We start from the raw sequence: 17,102 nt of genomic DNA, 5'->3' as shown, positions 1-17,102 counted from the left end.
CCAGGACCAGTTGCGCGGCCTCGCCGACATGCGGGAGACAGCAGAAGACGAGCGCGAGCAGCGCCTGGAAAGCCCGGCGGGCGGGGCGCAAGCGACGCATCTAGAACGTCACCTCGGCGCTGAAGTAGAGCAGGTGGCGGCTGTCGTAGCGGTTGTCGGGAAACGTCAGCGGTTCGTCGTCGAGACGCTGCTGGAGCACGCCGGCCAGTTCCAGGGCGGCCTTGCCCAGGGGAATGCGCTTGGCCAGGCGCAGGTCGACGCGTTCGAAACGATGTCCATTGAGCGAGTCGTCGCCATAATAGAAGAGGGCGCTGGACCAGCCTTGGCCCCAGTCGTGCATCCAGCCGGCCGAGCCGCCGTGGCGGGCGGTCAGGCGCCGGTCGTAGCGACTGGTGGCGTCGTAGTCGAGATAGGCGTAGGTGGCGCGCAGGCGGTCGCGTAGGCCCAGGCGCCAGTCGAGCTGGCCTTCCGCGCCGGAGAAGCGGATGCGATCGCCGTTGTCGGGACTGAAGTCGACGACGCTGAGCGGATCGCTGATCAGTCCGGTGATTTCCTCGTGGAACAGGCGTACATCCACGGCCAGCCCGGTCTCGCGGAAAAAACCGTTGTAGCCGATCTCGCGCGAACGGGTGTGTTCCTTGCCCAGGTCGCCGGGGCCGTGGGCGCTGGCGAAGTAGTAGGCTTCGCTCTGCCCATAGGGCGCCGGTGTCAGGTGGCGGACCCGGTAGCGCCAGTCGACGTCGTTTTCGTACATGCCCGGTGACCGCACTGCCTCCGAATAGACCGCGCGCAGGCTGTGCTGGGGGTTGAACAGGTAGTTCACCGCCAGCCGCGGGCTGAACGAACTGCCGGAGCCCTCGACGTCTTCGAGCATCCCCCCGCCCTGCAGCAGCCAGTGTTCGCCGGCATGCCACTCCAACTGGCTGAACAGCCGCCAGATCTGGCTGCTGACCCTGCCGCCGTAGAAGGTCTCGGAGTTTGCCTGGTCGTAGCGGTAGCTCAGGCCGTTCAGCAGGCGCAGGTTGTCGCCCAGGCTGAGGGTGTCCTGCATCTCCAGGTCGTAGCGGCTTTCCCGGATGTTGCGGTCGACCCGTCCGCAGACCGGGCGCAGTCCGCCGTTGCGTAGCTGGTCGAGGACCTGGGTCGCCAGTTGCAACTCCTGGGCGCTGCCGGGCGGCAGCCGGGTCGGATCGTCGGCGAACCTGCGCAGGTAGTCCGGGTTCAGTTCCCAGAGCTGCGCCAGTTGCGGGCTGAAGGCAATGGCCGCCTCGCAGGCGTTCCATTCCTGCCGGCGCTCCCAGTGCTGTGCGTAGCCTTGTATATAGAAGCTGTGGCGCGGGTCGAGGTCGACATTCCAGCGCAGCGAACCGGCATAGTCGTGGGCGAGCGTATCGGAGTTGTCGATGTCGTCGGGAACCTGGGGAAACGGCGAGCGGTAGGCGTAGGGGTGCTGGTTCGAGCCTTCCTTGGCCGCCAGTTGCCACTCCAGGCTCTGGTTCGGCGCCAGGCTGTGGCTGGCGTTGAGGTTGAAGCGGCTGAGCCGGCGGCCGTCGCGCAGGGCGTGACCGTCGTGGTCGCGGTCGAAGCCGTCGTCTTCCTGGCCGGACAGCGACAGGCGGAAGTCGCTGTCTTCCAGGGCGATGCTCTGGCTGGCGTACCAGTCGCGGATGCCGCGCTGGCCCGCCGTGTACTTCAGGCGCGTGCCGGGCGACTCGCCGGGGGCGCGGGTGATGATGTTGATCACCCCCATCAATGCGTTGGCGCCGTAGCTGACGGTATTCGGCCCACGGAACACTTCGATCCGCTCGACATCCTCGAGGGCCAGCGGCAGGTCGCTCCAGTCGACGCTGGCAAGGCCCGGGCGGTACACCGAGCGGCCGTCGATCAGCACCTGCAGGCGCCGCGCCCCCGACATGCTGGTGCCGTGGTAGTTGACCGTGGGCTGGTTGCCGGACAGGTAGCCGACCATCATGCCCGGGACCAGGCGCATCAGTTCGGGAATGTCGCGGGCGCCGCTGGCGACGATCAGCTCGCGGTCGAGCACGCTGATGCTGCCGGGAACTTCCGCCGGGGATTGTTTCAGGCGTGTCGCGGTCAATACTTCGGGAACGCCGCTGGGATCGTTGAACAGGTCGGCGGCCGCGAGCTTGCCGCCGAACAGCAGGGCCAGCAGGGTCAGGGAGGCGGGAGCATGTGAAGCGATGGGCACGGAACGACCTTGTTCTCGATAGGTATTGTCTGGCCCGGGCATGGTAAACGAGGCGCGGGCTTTTGCCAGCGCCGGCGTCAAGACTGGTCGGCCGGCTGGCCGACCGTATAATGGCGTGATTGCCGCGTGGCGGCCAGAAATGGATGAATCATGACAGAGCAGCAACCGATTGCCGTGCTCGGTGGCGGCAGTTTCGGCACCGCCATCGCCAACCTGCTGGCCGAGAACGGCCAGGCGGTCCGCCAGTGGATGCGCGACCCGGAGCAGGCCGAGGCGATCCGCAGCCGACGCGAGAACCCGCGCTACCTGAAAGGGGTCAAGGTGCATCCCGGGGTCGAGCCGGTCACCGACCTGGAGCGCACCCTGGCCGATTGCCAACTGATCTTCGTCGCCTTGCCCTCCAGCGCCCTGCGCAAGGTGCTGCAACCACACCAGGCGGCATTGACGGACAAGCTGCTGGTGAGCCTGACCAAGGGCATCGAGGCGCACACCTTCAAGCTGATGAGTGAGATCCTCGAGGAAATCGCCCCGCAAGCCCGCATCGGGGTGATTTCCGGCCCGAACCTGGCGCGCGAGATCGCAGAGCACGAGCTGACCGCCACGGTGGTCGCCAGCGAGGACGACGAGCTGTGCGCCCGCGTCCAGGCGGCCCTGCACGGCCGCACCTTCCGCGTCTACGCCAGCCGCGACCGCTTCGGAGTGGAACTCGGCGGTGCGCTGAAGAACGTCTACGCGATCATGGCCGGCCTGGCCGCGGCGATGGACATGGGCGAGAACACCCGTAGCATGCTGATTACCCGCGCGCTGGCGGAAATGACCCGGTTCGCCGTCAAGCTCGGTGCCAACCCGATGACCTTTCTCGGCCTCGCCGGCGTCGGCGACCTGATCGTCACCTGTTCCTCGCCGAAGAGCCGCAACTACCAGGTCGGCCACGCCCTTGGCGAGGGGCTCAGCCTGGAGGAGGCGGTATCGCGCATGGGCGAGACCGCGGAGGGTGTGAACACTCTCAAGGTACTCAAGGAAAAGTCCGACGAGATGCAGGTGTACATGCCGCTGGTCGCCGGTCTCCATGCGATCCTCTTCGAAGGCCGCACCCTGGCGCAGGTCATCCAGCTGCTGATGCGCGGCGAGCCGAAGACCGACGTCGATTTCATTCCCACCACCGGCTTCTGACGAGGAGACCGCTATGTCCGCAGACCCGCAAGCACGCGAATCGATCTCCATCCGCATCCTCTGGATGCTGCTGTTCGTCCTGGTCTGGCAGGTCGCCGAATTGCTCCTCGGGGCGGTGGTGGTGATCCAACTGGTCTACCGACTGATCTACGGCGCGCCGAACGGCAGCCTGATGGCTTTCGGCGACAGCCTCAGCCAGTACCTGGCGCAGATCGGCCGTTTCGGTACCTTCCACAGCGACGAGAAACCCTGGCCGTTCGCCGACTGGCCGAGCGCCCGCGCCGCCGAGGGCGAGGCCGCCCACAGCGTGCCGCCCGCCGCGCACCCGGCGCGCGACGAAGAGCCGAAGTTGTGAAACTCTGGCTGTTGCGCCACGGCGAGGCCGAACCGCACGCCAGCCGGGATTCCGAGCGGCGCCTGACCGCCCATGGACGCAAGGAGGTGCTGCAGAGCGCCGCGCGGCTGGCCGGGTTGCCGCTGGACGGGATTCTCGCCAGCCCCTACGTGCGCGCCCAGCAGACCGCCGAGCTGGTGCGCGAGGCACTGGGCCTGGTCGAGCCGGTCGGCACCGCGCCCTGGTTGACCCCCGACGACGATCCGCGCGAGGTGCTCGGTTTCCTCGACGAGCGCAGCGAGCGCAATCTCCTGCTGGTCAGCCACCAGCCCCTGGTCGGGGCGCTGGGCGGTCTGCTGGTGCATGGCAACCGGCGCGATCCGTTGCCGATGAGCACTGCCTCGCTGGCCGAGCTGGAAGGCGACTTCGCCGCCGCCGGGCTGATGACCCTGGTCTCGCTGCATCACCCGCGGCACGGCTAGGAAGCGCCTGGCACAACGACTACAAACCGAAACATTTCCCGGCTTGCCTGCGGTTGGCTGTGATGGAATATTCGACCAAGCAAGTGCTTGGTCGATCTCCCAGAACAACAACAACGGAGGCGGTACGTGGTCACTGCAAATCGTCTGCCGCTCGAAGTCTTCTTCGAGCGCGAAAAGCGTCATCCGCAACGGCGTTACCTGGTGCAGCCCATCGGTGGCGGCCGGGTCGAGGAGCTGAGCTGGGGCGAGGTGGGCGACCAGGCGCGGCGTGCAGCCGCCTGGTTGCGCAGCCTGGATCTCCCCGCCGGCAGCCGTATCGCGATCATCTCGAAGAACTGTGCGCACTGGATCGTCATTGACCTGGCGATCTGGATGGCCGGGCACGTTTCCGTCCCCCTCTATCCCAATCTCACCGCCGAGTCGGCGCGCCAGGTGCTGGAGCATTCCGAGTCGGCGGTGGTCTTCGTCGGCAAGCTCGACGACTGGCCGGCGATGGCGCCCGGAGTCCCCGAGGGCATACCGACCGTGGCCATGCCGTTGCACCCGGAAGGGCGTTTCGACCGCCAGTGGAGCGACCTGCAGGCCTGCGCGCCGCTCGAAGGCGACACGCCGACCGCTGCCGAGCAACTCGCCACCCTGATCTACACCTCCGGAACCACCGGCGTGCCCAAGGGGGTGATGCACAACTTCAGCAGTTTCGCCTTCGCCGCCAGCCGCGGCGTGGAACTGTTCGGCACCCGCGAAGACGACCGGATGCTCTCCTACCTGCCGCTGTGCCACGTGGCGGAGCGGATGTTCGTCGAGATGGGGTCGCTCTACGGGGGAACCACGGTGTTCTTCGCCGAAAGCCTGGACACCTTCGTCGAGGACATGAAGCGTGCGCGGCCGACCCTGCTGTTCGGCGTGCCGCGCATCTGGACCAAGTTCCAGATGGGGGTGTATTCGAAGATGCCGGCGCAGAAGCTCGACCGCCTGCTGAAGCTGCCGATCCTCGGCCGCATCGTCGGTCGCAAGGTGCTCGCCGGGCTAGGCCTGGACGCGGTGCGCTACGCGCTCTGCGGCGCGGCGCCGGTACCCGAGGCGCTGCTGCTCTGGTATCGCCGCCTGGGCCTGGATGTGCTCGAGGTCTACGGGATGACCGAGAACAGCGGCTACTCCCACGTCTGCCGGCCCGGCCGGCAGAAGACCGGCTGGATCGGCCAGAACAGCCCCGGCGTCGAGGTACGCATCAGCGACGAGGGCGAGGTGCAGGTGCGTAGCGGCGCAACCATGGTCGGCTACTACAAGGAGCCGGAGAAGACCGCCGAGGTGCTCACCTCCGACGGTTTCCTGCGCACCGGCGACAAGGGCGAGCAGGACGCCGACGGCAACCTGCGCCTGACCGGGCGGATGAAGGAAATCTTCAAGACCAGCAAGGGCAAGTACGTGGCGCCGGCGCCGATCGAGAATCGCCTGGCGGTGCACGATCGCATCGAGCAGGTCTGCGTGGTCGGCGAGGGCCTCAGCGCGCCGCTGGGGCTCTGCGTGCTCTCCGAGGTCGGTCGCCGGGAGGCCCTCAACGGTACCCGCGGGGCGCTGGAAAGCAGCCTGCGGGCGCACCTGGAACAGGTCAACGGTGCGCTCGACAAGCACGAGCGCCTGGTCGGCCTGGTCCTGGTGCAGGAAACCTGGGCGGTGGACAACGGTTTCCTCACGCCGACCTTGAAGATCAAGCGCAATATGGTGGAAGGTGCCTATGGCTCGCGCTTCCACGAATGGGTGGAACGCCGCGAGGCCGTGCTCTGGCACGAATGACTCCCACCGACGGGAAGCCCTTCCGGGCTTCCCCCTTGCGCAAGGAATTCCCATGAGCCTCTGGCGACAAACGCCCGACCTGGAGCAACTGAACGCCTCGCAGAAGAACAGCATCGGCGACCTGCTTGGCATCCGCTTCGAAGCCTTCGACGACGAGTCGCTGACCGCCAGCATGCCGGTCGACTCGCGTACCCACCAGCCGTTCGGCCTGCTGCATGGCGGCGCCTCGGTGGTCCTCGCGGAAAGCCTGGGCTCGATGGCCAGCTACCTGTGCGTCGACACCAGTCAGTACTACTGCGTCGGCCTGGAAGTGAACGCCAACCACCTGCGCGGCCTGCGCAGCGGCCGGGTCACTGCGGTGGCCAGGGCGATCCACCTGGGGCGTACCACCCATGTCTGGGACATCCGCCTCAGTGGCGACGACGGCAAGCCGAGCTGCATCGCCCGCCTGACCATGGCGGTGGTGCCGCTGGCGGGCAGGGCGGGCTGAGCGCGGTCCGCAATTTTGTCCAAGATCGTTCCGTCCCGCGGGCGGTAGAGTAGCGGGATGGAACAGATCACCCATCTCAGCAGCGGGATTCCCGGCGTACGCCTGATAGACGCCGAGCACAACCGCTTTTCCTTTCCCCGGCACTTCCACCTGGAGTACCACATCGGCTTGCTGTTGCAGGGCCGGCATCGCTATGCCGCCGGCGGCGAACGGCGCCTGGCCGGGGCCGGCGACGCGTTGCTGATGGCGCCGGAAAGCATCCACGACGGCAGCAGCGCCGGCGAGGAGGGCTACCGTATCCGCGTCCTGGCGCTCGATGCCGACTGGCTGGAGCGCGCCAGCCGTGACTTCAGCGACGGCCGCCGGGGGGCGCCGCGCCTGACCAGCAGCCTGGTCCGCGACGAGCGTCTGCAGCAGCGCCTGCGTCAGTTGCACCTGGGCATGCTCGGCGGAGCGGCGGCGCTGGAGAACCGTCTGGCCCTGGAAGAGCACCTCTGGCAGGCGCTGGCCTGCCTGCTCAGCCTGGGCAGCAGCCTGCGCCTGGAGGAGGGCGACCGGGAAGGCTTCGGCCAGCGCGACTGGACGCGGCTGCGCGACTGGCTGGAGTCGCGCCTGGAGTACCCGCCGAACCTGGAGGAACTGGCCGCCTTCTGCGGCCTGAGCCCCTGGCAGGTGCTGCGGCGCTTCCGCCGTCACTGCGGCCTGCCGCCCCACCAGTGGCTGACCCAACTGCGCCTGGAGCGCGCCTTGCCGCTGGTTCTGCTCGGCGAGCAGCCATTGAGCCAGGTGGCCCAGCAGTTCGGTTTCTACGACCAGGCGCACTTCAGCCGTCTGTTCCGGCGCACCTATGGGTTACCGCCGGCGCGCCTGCGCCAGCGCTGATTCGCGTTTTCCTTTCCGATCCCTTTTTCGTGGAGTAGCCATGCAGGAATTGTCTGTCTTGCTGACCCTGGCGGCGGTGTTCGCCATAGCCCTGGTCAGCCCCGGTCCCGATGTCGCCCTGGTGGTGCGCACGTCCCTGCACCAGGGGCGGCGGGCCGGCCTGGCCAGCGCGCTGGGGCTGGCCTGCGGGATTCTCCTGCATACCACCCTGGTGCTGACCGGCGTGTCGCTGCTGCTCAGCCGTACGCCTGTGCTGTTCGCCATCCTGCAGGCGCTCGGCGCGCTGTACCTGGCCTGGCTCGGCGTCGGCGCGCTGCGCGCCTGGCTGCGGCGCGGCGACGGCCAGCCGGGCCGGCTCGACGGGGCACTGCCGCCGTCGCCCCTGGGGCCCTGGCTGCGCGGAGTGGCGACCAATCTGTTCAATCCCAAGGCGCTGGTGTTCTTCATCGCCTTGCTCGGCAGCCTGATTCCCGCGCAGATGTCGCTCGGCGGCAAACTGGCGGTGGCGGCGCTGCTGTTCGGCATGGGCGCCTGCTGGTTCGGCCTGCTCAGCCTGACCCTTACCCGCCCGGCCCTGCAGACCCGCCTGTTGCGCGCGGTGCCCTGGCTGGACGCGGCCTGCGGGGTGGTGTTCCTGCTGGTGGCGGCGGCGATCCTCGAGCATCTCGTCCGCTCTGCCTGAGGTTTTGGCCGCTTCGCCGTGCAAGGCAGCCGGCAAAGCCATTGCCGCCTCGGCGAGGCTCCCGGAGAATCCCTGGCATCAGCCCTGTCGAGACGTCGCGCATGTCGCAATCGGTTTTCTTCGCCCACGCCAACGGCTTCCCGTCGGCTACCTACGCCAAGCTGTTCGAGGCGTTGGCGCCGGAGTATCGGGTGGATCACCTGGAAATGCACGGGCACGACCCGCGTTTTCCGGTGAACGACAACTGGGACAACCTGGTGGACGAACTGCTGCACCACCTCGCCAGCCTGGAACAGCCGGTCTGGGGCGTCGGCCATTCCCTCGGCGGCGTGCTGCACTACCACGCGGCGCTGCGCCGGCCGGAACTCTACCGCGGCGTGGTGATGCTCGATTCGCCGGTGCTGACCCTCGCCGACCGCCTGGTGATCCGTGCCGCCAAGCGCTTCGGCTTCATCGACCGGATCACTCCGGCCGGGCGCACCCTGGGGCGTCGCGAGGCGTTCCCCGACCTGGAAGAGGCGCGGGCGTACTTCTCCGGCAAGGCGCTGTTCCGCCGCTTCGACCCCGATTGCCTGGAGGCCTACGTACGCCACGGGCTGGCCGACAGCGGCGGCGGTTCCGGCCTGCGCCTGCGCTTCGATCCGGCCACCGAGATCAGCATCTACCGTAGCGTGCCGCACAGCAGCCCGGGGCGTCCACGACAGTTGCAGGTGCCGCTGGCGATGGTGCGCGGGCGGCACAGCAAGGTGGTGTTGCCGCACCACACCCGGCTGATCCGGGCGATGCCGCGCGGCGAGTTCATGTCGCTGCCCGGCGGCCACATGTTCCCGCTGGAGCGCCCGCGGGAAACCGCCGAACTGCTGAAAGGCGTGTTCGATCGCTGGTCGCGGGCGACCGAGGAGCGTTCGGCATGAGCCTGCAGGTCGAGGAAGTACGCATCAGCCTGCCGCACATCGAACTGGCCGCGCATCTGTTCGGTCCGCCGGACGGCAAGCCGGTGATCGCCCTGCATGGCTGGCTGGACAACGCCATGAGCTTCTCGCGCCTGGCGCCGAAGCTCGCCGGGCTGCGTATCGTCGCCCTCGACTTCGCCGGCCACGGGCATTCCGCGCATCGTGCCGAGGGCGCCAGCTACCTGCTCTGGGACTACGCGCTGGACGTGCTGATGGTGGCCGAGCAACTGGGCTGGGAGCGGTTTTCCCTGTTGGGGCACTCGATGGGCGCCATCGTCTCGGTGCTGCTCGCCGGGGCCTTGCCCGAGCGCATCGAGCGGCTGGCGTTGATCGATGGCCTGATTCCCTACACTGGCGAAGCCGACAAGGCGCCGCAGAAGCTCGGCGAAGCGCTGAAGGCGCAACTGGCGCTACGCCACAAGCGCAAGCCGGTCTATGCCGAGCTGGAAAAAGCCGTGGAAGCGCGGATGCGCGGGGTCGGCGAGATCTCTCGGGAGGCCGCCGAACTGCTCGCCCAGCGCGGCCTGGAACCGGTGCCCGGTGGCTATACCTGGCGCACCGACGCGCGCCTGACCCTACCGTCGCCGCTGCGCCTGACCCAGGCCCACGCGCTGAACTTCGTGCGCAGCGTGGAATGTCCGGTCAGCCTGGTACTGGCCGAACAGGGCATGCTGGCGGTGGAGCCGCGCATGCGGGCGCTGCTGGAGACCCTGCCGTTCGAGCGGCACCACCTGCCGGGCGGGCATCACCTGCATCTGGACGACGAGGCCGGGGCGCAGGCGGTGGCCAGGGTCTTCGCGGCCTTCTTCGCGCGCTGAAACACCGGCTTGCCGTTGTTTCCTTGACTATTCCGGGTCCAGCCGTAAGGCTGGACGGATCGTTACGGAGAGTCACCGCATGATCGATCTCTACACCGCCGCCACGCCGAACGGCCACAAGGTTTCCATCGCCCTCGAGGAAATGGGCCTGCCCTACAGGGTGCACGCGCTGTCGTTCGACAAGAAGGAGCAGAAGGCTCCGGAATTCCTCAGGATCAATCCCAACGGCCGCATCCCGGCCATCGTCGACCGCGACAACGACGACTTCGCCGTCTTCGAGTCGGGCGCGATCCTCATCTACCTCGCCGAGAAGACCGGGCAACTGATGCCCACCGACGTCAAGGGCCGCTCGCGGGTGATCCAGTGGCTGATGTTCCAGATGGGCGGGGTCGGCCCGATGCAGGGGCAGGCCAACGTGTTCTTCCGTTATTTCCCGGAGAAGTTGCAGGGCGCCATCGACCGCTACCAGCATGAGACCCGGCGCCTCTACGAAGTTCTCGACGGTCGCCTGGGCGAGGCCGAGTACCTCGCCGGCGACTACAGCATTGCCGATATCGCCACCTATCCCTGGGTGCGCATCCACGACTGGTCCGGTGTCGCCGTCGACGGGCTGGACAACCTGCAGCGCTGGATCGCCGCCATCGAGGCGCGTCCCGCGGTGCAGCGCGGACTGCTGGTGCCGCGGCGGGAGAAGGAGGGCGACGACGCCATCCGTACCGCCCAGTCGATGCTGACCCGTTGAGGGCCGGTATGCGAGGGTTCCTGTTGCTATCCCTGGGCGTTTTCAGCTTTTCGGCGCTGGCCGCCGACCTTCCCGGCAGCCATGACCTGGACATCCTGCCGCGCTTCCCGCGCGCCGAGATCGTCGACTTCCGTCAGGCGCCGAGTGAGGAACGGATCTACCCGCTAGGGGCGATCAGTCGCATCAGCGGTCGCCTGCGCATGGAGGGCGAGGTGCGCGCCGAAGGCGAGCTGACCGCACTGACCTACCGCTTGCCGCCCGAGCACAGCAGCCAGGAGGCGTTCGCCGCGGCGCGCACCGCGCTGCTCAAGGCCGACGCCACGCCGTTGTTCTGGTGCGAGCGACGCGACTGCGGCTCCAGCAGCCTGCTGGCCAACGCCGTGTTCGGCAATGCCAAGCTGTACGGCCCGGACGAGCAGCAGGCCTACCTGCTGGTGCGTCTGGCGGCGCCGCAGGAGAACAGCCTGGTGGCGGTCTACTCGATCACCCGTGGCAATCGCCGCGCCTACCTGCAGGCCGAGGAACTCAAGGCCGATGCGCCGCTGGCGGAACTGCTGCCGAGCCCGGCGACCCTGCTGCGCCTGCTCAAGGCCAACGGCGAACTGACCCTCAGCCATGTGCCGGCGGAGCCGGCCGGCTCCTGGTTGGAGCTGCTGGTGCGGACCCTGCGCCTGGATACCGGGGTGCGGGTCGAGCTGTCCGGCAAGCACGCCCAGGAGTGGCGCGACGCCCTGCGCGGGCAGGGCGTGCTGAACAGCCGCATGGAGCTGGGCCAGTCGGAGGTCGAGGGCCTGCACCTCAACTGGCTGCGTTGAACGCGTTCGCCCGGGCCTGCGGGCCCGGGCGATGGCGAAAATGCCTTCGGCAAGGCCGCCCGCCAGAGTAGACTGCCTTTCCCCCGCGCCCCACGCTCCGGCTGGAAACGGCGCACGCCGAGCGCTGTCTATCGGTGTATCCCCCTTTGAGGAAGGCCTGCCTTGATGTTCGATAACGATCGGCTGTTGCTTCGCGTGCTGCTGTTCGGTCTGCTCGGTGCCAGTCTCTGGGTGCTGGCGCCATTCTGGTCGGCGCTGTTCTGGGCCGCGGTGCTGGCTTTCGCCAGTTGGCCGCTGATGCGCATGCTCACGCGCCTGCTCGGTGGCCGCGAGTCGCTGGCGGCGGGCCTGCTGACCCTGGGCTGGATCGTCCTGGTGGCATTGCCGCTGATCTGGCTCGGCTTCGGCCTGGCGGACAACGTTCGCTCGCTGATGGAGCTGCTGAAGAATCTCCAGGTCGAGGGCCTGCCGCCGCCGCCTTCGTGGATGGCCGGCGTACCGCTGATCGGCGACCGCCTGATCGGCTGGTGGGACTCCATCGACCAACAGGGCGTGGCGTTCTTCTACGTGCTCAAGCCCTATGTCGGCGAGGTCGGCAACTGGCTGCTGGCGCGCAGCGCGAAGATCGGCGGAGGGATCCTTGAACTGGTCCTCAGCCTGATCCTGATCTTCTTCTTCTACCGCGACGGGCCGCGCCTGGAGTCCATCGTCCACCGTGCCCTGGAACGCCTGATCGGCAACCGCGCGGAGCACTATCGCGACCTTGTCGCCGGCACCGTACAGCGGGTGGTCAACGGGGTGATCGGTACCGCCGCGGCGCAAGCCCTGCTGGCCTGGATCGGCTTCATGATCGCCGGCGTACCGGGAGCCATGCTGCTCGGCCTGCTGACCTTCGCCTGCAGCCTACTGATGGTCCCGCCGCTGGTCTGGGGGCCGGCCACCGCCTGGCTGTTCTTCAAGGGCGACTATGGCCACGGGGTGTTCCTCGGCCTGTGGGGCTTCTTCATCATCAGCGGGGTGGACAACATCCTCAAACCCTACCTGATCAGCCGTGGCGGCAACCTGCCGCTGGTGGTGGTGCTGCTCGGGGTATTCGGCGGCCTGCTGGCGTTCGGCTTCATGGGCCTGTTCCTCGGCCCGATCCTGCTGGCAGTGGCCTACAACCTGCTCAGCGACTGGATCGCCAGCACGCCGCGGACGCCGCCCGCCGAAGGGCGCGGCCCGGATGCCTGAGTGACGAAGGAGAAAAAGCCCCGCGATGCGGGGCTTTTTGCGTCTGCGGGGCTACAGGTGTTCGCTGCGGGCCCCCACGTACTGGCTGCGCCCGGCGCCGAGGCCGAACAGGGTGGCGGCGATGGCGACGCCGATGAAGATATAGCCGACCGCGTTCCAGCCGCCGGTCAGGTCGTGGACCACGCCGACCATGAACGGCCCCATGGCCGCCAGGGTGTAGCCGACGCCCTGGGCCATGCCCGACAGATGCGAGGCGACGTGGGCGTCGCGCGAGCGCAGGACGATCAGCGCCAGGGCGATGCTGAAGGTACCGCCCTGGCCGAGGCCGAGCAGGACCGCCCAGCCCCAGATGGTCTGCAGCGGCGCATAGAGGAAGCCGAGCAGGCCGGCGAGGGTGGTCGCCATCACCAGCACCACCGCCAGGCGCTGGTCCCTGGCGCGAGCGGCGAGCCAGGGCGCGAGCAGGGCGGTGATCAGTTGCAGCATCACCGAGCCGGACAGCACCAGGCCGGCTTCTACCGCAGTCATGCCGCGGTCGATCAGGATCGACGGCAGCCAACCGAAGACGATGTAGGCCAGGGACGATTGCAGGCCCATGTACAGCGTGACCTGCCAGGCCAGCGGGTCGCGCCACAGGCCGATGACACGGAAGGCCTGGCGATGGGCGTGCTGGCCCTGGCGGGTCTGCGGCAGCCAGAAGGCGGCGGCGAGGATCGCCGGCAGCGACCAGAACGCCAGCGCCAGTTCCCAGTTGCCGAAGAGCTTCTCCAGCGGCGCGGTAGCGCCGGCGGCGAGCGCTGCGCCCAGGCACAGGGCCATGGTGTAGACCCCGGTCATCACCCCGGCCTGGCGCGGGAAGTCGCGTTTGACGATGCCCGGCAGGAGCACGCCGATGATGCCGATGCTGGCGCCGGCCAGGACGCTGCCGGCGAACAGGCCGAACACCGGGAACAGGCTGCGCAGGACGATGCCGCCGGCCAGGCAGAAGAGGATCAGCAGCACGCTGCGCTCGGCGCCGATACGCCGGGCCAGGCGCGGCGCGAGCGGCGCGAACAACCCCAGGCAGAGTACCGGCGCGGTGGTCAGCAGGCCGGCGGCAGCGGCCGAGAGGCCGGTATCGTCGCGCACCTGGTTGAGCAGGGGGGCGAGGCTGGACAGCGCCGGGCGCAGGTTCAGCGCCACCAGCACCAGGCCCAGCAGGAGCAGCCAGGGGCGTAGTGGCGGCGCCGGCGGAACTGGTTCGTCGTCGACTTCGGCATCGATCAGCAGTTCTTCCGGAGGATGGCCGGGGTGCGCTCCCGGCCGGGCATTCAAGGCGTGAGTCATGGGTCTGTCCCGGGTTCAGATCAGCAGTGCGCGGTTGGCCGCGGCGGCAGCGTCCGGGTCTCCGCGTTCTATGGCGTCGAGCAGTTGCTGGTGCAGCTCGAAGCAGGGCTGGGCCCTTTGTGGGTCGGCCATGGTGCGTTCCAGCGAGGTCCGGATGACCTGCGAGAAATAGCGGTAGAGTTCGCTGAGCACCGGATTGTGGGCGGCATCGACCATCCGTTGGTGGAAGCGGACGTCGTGCTCTATGTAGTCCTGCAGGTCGGCGCTGCCGTAGCGCTGGCGCGAAGCGTCGAGATGTTCGCGCAATGCGCTCAGGTCGCTGTCGTCGCGGCGAACGGCTGCCAGGCGCGCCGCCTCGATCTCGATCATCCCGCGGGCCTCCAGGGAGTGCTGCACCGCGCTGCGCGCCAGCACCAGCATGGTTTCCAGCGGATCGGCGCAGGCGCGCACGTAGGTGCCGTCGCCCTGGCGGACTTCCAGCACGCCGGAGAAGGTCAGCACCCGCACCGCTTCGCGCACGGTGTTGCGGCTCATGCCGAGCAGCTCGGCGAGTTCCGGCTCCGGCGGCAGGCGCTGGCCGAGCGGCCAATGGCCGGCGTCGATGCGCTGGCGGATCTGCTCCAGGGCGATGTCCACCAGGGAGCGCTTGAGGGGAATGGTCACGGAAGAAACATCCAATCATCGGATGAATTTGCGCGCAGGATACCTCGGCAGCTGCAAGCCCGGAAAGCGTCGCTCGGGGAAAAAGCGTTGGCCTGGCGGCGAGACGCATGACGCTGCGCCGCCAGGTCGCCGATGCGTCAGCCTACGGCGGCGGTTTCGCCGGCGCGCAGGGACATGCCCAGTTGCGCTCGTCGGCGCAGCCAGGGACTGGGCCGGTAGCGCGGGTCACCGGTAAGCGTCTGCAAGCGCTGGAGAATGCTCAGCAGGCGCCGCGGGCCGAGGCGGTCGCCCCATTCCAGCGGGCCGTGAGGATAGCCGAGGCCGAGGTGCACCGCCTGGTCGATATCCTCGACGCTGGCAATGCCCTGCTGGGCGATGTCGCAGGCGAGGTTGACGATCATCGCCAGTACCCGCTGGACGACGAAGCCGGGACTGTCGCGCAGCACCGTGACCCCGACGCCGTCGCCAGCCAGTAGCGCGTGGGCGGCGTCGCGCATGGCCGGGATAGTCAGTGGCGAGAGCATCAGGCAGCGCCGGCGCTCGAGGTCGCAGAGCAGGTCGATGCCGACGCTGCGCTCGGCGGGACAGGCGAAGCGCTGCACGGCGCTGCTCAGGTCCTCGCCCCAGGCGGCCAGCAGGCAGAGCGCTGCGGCGGAAGGGCGTTCGCCGGTTTCCGGCTCGACGCCGAGGCGATGCAGCAGTTCGGCGAGCGTGCGGCGGTCGTCCTCGTTTTCGCAGCCCAGCCACACCGGGGGCCGGATGGCGGCCTGCGGCACCGGTTGCGGACCGGGCTTGTCCTGCGGCTGGCCGTCGACGTAGCGATAGAAGCCCTGGCCGCTCTTGCGCCCGAGACGGCCGGCGGCGAGCAACTGGCGGGTCAGCGGGTGTGGGCGGTAGCGCGGTTCCTGGTAGTACTGCTGGTAGATCGATTCCATTACCGGGTGCGACACGTCGAGGCCGGTAAGATCGAGCAGTTCGAACGGCCCCATGCGGAAGCCGGCGCACTCGCGCAGCACACGGTCGATCTCGGCGCATTCGGCGACGCCTTCGCCGAGGATGCGCAGGGCCTCGGTGCCATAGGCGCGGCCGGCATGGTTGACGATGAAGCCGGGGCTGTCCTTGGTCCGTACACCGCGGTGGCCCAGGCGCGCGGCGAGGGCGAGCAGGGCGTCGCCGACTTCCGGAGCGCTGGCCAGGCCGTCGACCACCTCGACCACGCGCATCAGCGGCACCGGGTTGAAGAAGTGAAAGCCGGCGACCCGCTGCGGCCGCTCGCAGGCGGCGGCGATGGCGGTGATCGACAGCGACGAGGTATTGCTGGCGAGGATGGTCTCCGGCGCGACTATGGCTTCCAGCCGGCGCAGCAATTCCTGCTTGGCCTCCAGGCGCTCGACGATGGCCTCCACCACCAGTTCGCAGTCGCCCAGTTGTTCCAGGCGTTCCGCCACCCGCAGCCGGTTTTGCGCGGCCTCGGCGTCGGCGGCGCTCAGCTTGCCTTTGCCGCACAGGCTCTCGAAGGTCTGCCGCAGGCGCTGGCGTGCCTCGGCGGCGGCCTCGGCGCGGCTGTCGAACAGCCATACGGTCAGGCCGGCCTGGGCGGCGATCTGGGCGATCCCGGTGCCCATCGCACCGGTACCGACCACGGCGATACAACGAATATCGGGCATCGTCTATTTCCCCTGGTAGTTCGGCGGGCGTTTCTCCAGGAAGGCCTGCATGCCTTCCTTCTGGTCCTGCGAGTCGAACAGCAACTGGAACGCCTTGCGTTCCAGGGCCAGGGCACTGTCCAGCGGCAGGTCGGCACCGGCCAGGACCACCTCCTTGATCTGCGCCAGCGCCAGAGGGGGCAGGCGGGCGATCTCCATGGCCAGTTCCAGGGCGCGCGCCAGCGTCGACTCGTCCGCCACCACTTCGCTGACCAGGCCCATGGCCAGCGCTTGCGGAGCCTTCACCAGGCAGCCGGTGAACAGCATGCGCAGCGCCTGGAACTTGCCCACCGCCCGTACCAGGCGCTGGGTGCCGCCGGCACCCGGCATCACCCCGACCTTGATCTCCGGCTGGGCGAACTGTGCCGACTCGCCGGCGACGATCAGGTCGCAGTGCATCGCCAGTTCGCAGCCGCCGCCCAGGGCGAAGCCGTTGACCGCGGCGATCACCGGCTTCGGGCAGCGCGCGATGGCTTCCCAGTAGCGCTCGCCGTGGCGGCCGTACAGGCCGATCGCCGTGCTCGTCGAGAGATCGCGGAGATCGGCGCCAGCTGCAAAGCAGCGCGAGTCGCCGGTGAGCACGATGACGCGGATCGCCGGATCCGCGCCGAGCGTCTGGAAGTGGCTGGCGAGGCGCTGGCGCACTTCGTCGTTCAGCGCGTTCCTGGCTTGCGGACGATTGAGGCGAAGCAGGGCTATATCGGCTGCGGGAAATTCGAGCAGGACCACGGGCGAAGGATCGGCGGACATGGAAGCTCCGATGAATTGATATTTCGCTATGCGAAATATAGTTTCATGAT

Annotated in this window: 17 protein-coding genes; 12 read left to right on the top strand and 5 right to left on the bottom strand. The window is 68.4% G+C overall.

Annotation, left to right across the window (positions count from 1 at the left end):
* Window positions 1-100 precede the first annotated feature (100 nt).
* Window positions 101-2,209, bottom strand: a complete 2,109-nt coding sequence (locus ACI766_RS17715; RefSeq protein WP_050158085.1) for a TonB-dependent receptor plug domain-containing protein — start codon at window positions 2,207-2,209, stop codon at window positions 101-103.
* Between the two features lie 150 nt (window positions 2,210-2,359).
* Here ACI766_RS17715 and ACI766_RS17710 point away from each other — a divergent pair, with 150 nt between their 5' ends.
* The 12 genes from ACI766_RS17710 (at window position 2,360) to ACI766_RS17655 (ending at window position 12,607) form a co-directional block, all read left to right on the top strand.
* The gene (locus tag ACI766_RS17710; RefSeq protein WP_003097883.1) at window positions 2,360-3,382 is read left to right on the top strand and encodes an NAD(P)H-dependent glycerol-3-phosphate dehydrogenase; all 1,023 of its coding nucleotides are present in this window, start codon (window positions 2,360-2,362) and stop codon (window positions 3,380-3,382) included.
* A gap of 13 nt (window positions 3,383-3,395) precedes the next feature.
* Window positions 3,396-3,737: a DUF4389 domain-containing protein gene (locus ACI766_RS17705; protein WP_016253589.1), complete on the top strand. Its 342-nt coding sequence runs from the start codon at window positions 3,396-3,398 to the stop codon at window positions 3,735-3,737.
* Window positions 3,734-4,198, top strand: a complete 465-nt coding sequence (gene sixA, locus ACI766_RS17700; RefSeq protein WP_003117751.1) for a phosphohistidine phosphatase SixA — start codon at window positions 3,734-3,736, stop codon at window positions 4,196-4,198. Before ACI766_RS17705 ends, sixA begins: the two co-directional genes overlap by 4 nt.
* Before the next feature lie 126 nt (window positions 4,199-4,324).
* Complete coding sequence (locus ACI766_RS17695; protein ID WP_016253588.1) at window positions 4,325-5,992, top strand: AMP-binding protein; 1,668 nt, start codon at window positions 4,325-4,327, stop codon at window positions 5,990-5,992.
* A gap of 52 nt (window positions 5,993-6,044) precedes the next feature.
* Window positions 6,045-6,482 (top strand): hotdog fold thioesterase, encoded by a 438-nt coding sequence (locus ACI766_RS17690; protein WP_003087490.1) that lies wholly within the window; start codon window positions 6,045-6,047, stop codon window positions 6,480-6,482.
* 57 nt (window positions 6,483-6,539) lie between these two features.
* Complete coding sequence (locus tag ACI766_RS17685; protein WP_087823700.1) at window positions 6,540-7,364, top strand: AraC family transcriptional regulator; 825 nt, start codon at window positions 6,540-6,542, stop codon at window positions 7,362-7,364.
* 40 nt (window positions 7,365-7,404) lie between these two features.
* Window positions 7,405-8,046 carry a LysE family translocator gene (locus tag ACI766_RS17680; protein ID WP_003117750.1) on the top strand — a complete coding sequence of 214 codons (642 nt, stop codon included), beginning with the start codon at window positions 7,405-7,407 and terminating at the stop codon, window positions 8,044-8,046.
* 101 nt (window positions 8,047-8,147) lie between these two features.
* On the top strand, window positions 8,148-8,960 hold the full coding sequence (locus ACI766_RS17675) for an alpha/beta fold hydrolase (protein ID WP_003097869.1): 813 nt from the start codon (window positions 8,148-8,150) through the stop codon (window positions 8,958-8,960).
* Complete coding sequence (locus ACI766_RS17670; RefSeq protein ID WP_003097867.1) at window positions 8,957-9,817, top strand: alpha/beta fold hydrolase; 861 nt, start codon at window positions 8,957-8,959, stop codon at window positions 9,815-9,817. The genes ACI766_RS17675 and ACI766_RS17670 overlap by 4 nt, the downstream gene beginning before the upstream one ends.
* Before the next feature lie 79 nt (window positions 9,818-9,896).
* A complete protein-coding gene (locus ACI766_RS17665) occupies window positions 9,897-10,559 on the top strand; it encodes a glutathione S-transferase family protein (protein ID WP_003114590.1) in 663 nt (220 codons plus the stop codon).
* 8 nt (window positions 10,560-10,567) lie between these two features.
* Window positions 10,568-11,374 carry a DUF4892 domain-containing protein gene (locus ACI766_RS17660; RefSeq protein ID WP_003097863.1) on the top strand — a complete coding sequence of 269 codons (807 nt, stop codon included), beginning with the start codon at window positions 10,568-10,570 and terminating at the stop codon, window positions 11,372-11,374.
* A gap of 165 nt (window positions 11,375-11,539) precedes the next feature.
* Complete coding sequence (locus ACI766_RS17655; protein WP_003097861.1) at window positions 11,540-12,607, top strand: AI-2E family transporter; 1,068 nt, start codon at window positions 11,540-11,542, stop codon at window positions 12,605-12,607.
* Window positions 12,608-12,658: 51 nt separating this feature from the next.
* Here ACI766_RS17655 and ACI766_RS17650 read toward each other — a convergent pair whose 3' ends face one another.
* From ACI766_RS17650 to ACI766_RS17635, 4 genes are all read right to left on the bottom strand, one after another.
* Window positions 12,659-13,933, bottom strand: a complete 1,275-nt coding sequence (locus tag ACI766_RS17650; RefSeq protein ID WP_003114593.1) for a CynX/NimT family MFS transporter — start codon at window positions 13,931-13,933, stop codon at window positions 12,659-12,661.
* A 15-nt stretch (window positions 13,934-13,948) separates the two neighbouring features.
* The gene (locus ACI766_RS17645) at window positions 13,949-14,596 is read right to left on the bottom strand and encodes a FadR/GntR family transcriptional regulator (RefSeq protein WP_003097856.1); all 648 of its coding nucleotides are present in this window, start codon (window positions 14,594-14,596) and stop codon (window positions 13,949-13,951) included.
* A 137-nt stretch (window positions 14,597-14,733) separates the two neighbouring features.
* Complete coding sequence (locus tag ACI766_RS17640; protein ID WP_023087597.1) at window positions 14,734-16,263, bottom strand: 3-hydroxyacyl-CoA dehydrogenase; 1,530 nt, start codon at window positions 16,261-16,263, stop codon at window positions 14,734-14,736.
* Window positions 16,264-16,266: 3 nt separating this feature from the next.
* Window positions 16,267-17,052: an enoyl-CoA hydratase gene (locus ACI766_RS17635; RefSeq protein WP_003124891.1), complete on the bottom strand. Its 786-nt coding sequence runs from the start codon at window positions 17,050-17,052 to the stop codon at window positions 16,267-16,269.
* Between the last annotated feature and the right edge of the window lie 50 nt (window positions 17,053-17,102).

It is taken from the genome of Pseudomonas sp. DL, assembly GCF_047199225.1.
GTDB classification, from domain to species: Bacteria; Pseudomonadota; Gammaproteobacteria; order Pseudomonadales; family Pseudomonadaceae; genus Pseudomonas; species Pseudomonas aeruginosa.
This window is presented reverse-complemented; position numbering and strand designations above follow the sequence as displayed.

Coding starts and splice junctions, on each gene's coding strand:
- ACI766_RS17710 (WP_003097883.1), top strand. CDS start 2,360: ATGACAGAGCAGCAACCGATTGCCGTGCTCGGTGGCGGCAGTTTCGGC.
- ACI766_RS17705 (WP_016253589.1), top strand. CDS start 3,396: ATGTCCGCAGACCCGCAAGCACGCGAATCGATCTCCATCCGCATCCTC.
- ACI766_RS17690 (WP_003087490.1), top strand. CDS start 6,045: ATGAGCCTCTGGCGACAAACGCCCGACCTGGAGCAACTGAACGCCTCG.
- ACI766_RS17685 (WP_087823700.1), top strand. CDS start 6,540: ATGGAACAGATCACCCATCTCAGCAGCGGGATTCCCGGCGTACGCCTG.
- ACI766_RS17680 (WP_003117750.1), top strand. CDS start 7,405: ATGCAGGAATTGTCTGTCTTGCTGACCCTGGCGGCGGTGTTCGCCATA.
- ACI766_RS17675 (WP_003097869.1), top strand. CDS start 8,148: ATGTCGCAATCGGTTTTCTTCGCCCACGCCAACGGCTTCCCGTCGGCT.
- ACI766_RS17670 (WP_003097867.1), top strand. CDS start 8,957: ATGAGCCTGCAGGTCGAGGAAGTACGCATCAGCCTGCCGCACATCGAA.
- ACI766_RS17665 (WP_003114590.1), top strand. CDS start 9,897: ATGATCGATCTCTACACCGCCGCCACGCCGAACGGCCACAAGGTTTCC.
- ACI766_RS17660 (WP_003097863.1), top strand. CDS start 10,568: ATGCGAGGGTTCCTGTTGCTATCCCTGGGCGTTTTCAGCTTTTCGGCG.
- ACI766_RS17655 (WP_003097861.1), top strand. CDS start 11,540: ATGTTCGATAACGATCGGCTGTTGCTTCGCGTGCTGCTGTTCGGTCTG.
- ACI766_RS17650 (WP_003114593.1), bottom strand. CDS start 13,933: ATGACTCACGCCTTGAATGCCCGGCCGGGAGCGCACCCCGGCCATCCT.
- ACI766_RS17640 (WP_023087597.1), bottom strand. CDS start 16,263: ATGCCCGATATTCGTTGTATCGCCGTGGTCGGTACCGGTGCGATGGGC.
- ACI766_RS17635 (WP_003124891.1), bottom strand. CDS start 17,052: ATGTCCGCCGATCCTTCGCCCGTGGTCCTGCTCGAATTTCCCGCAGCC.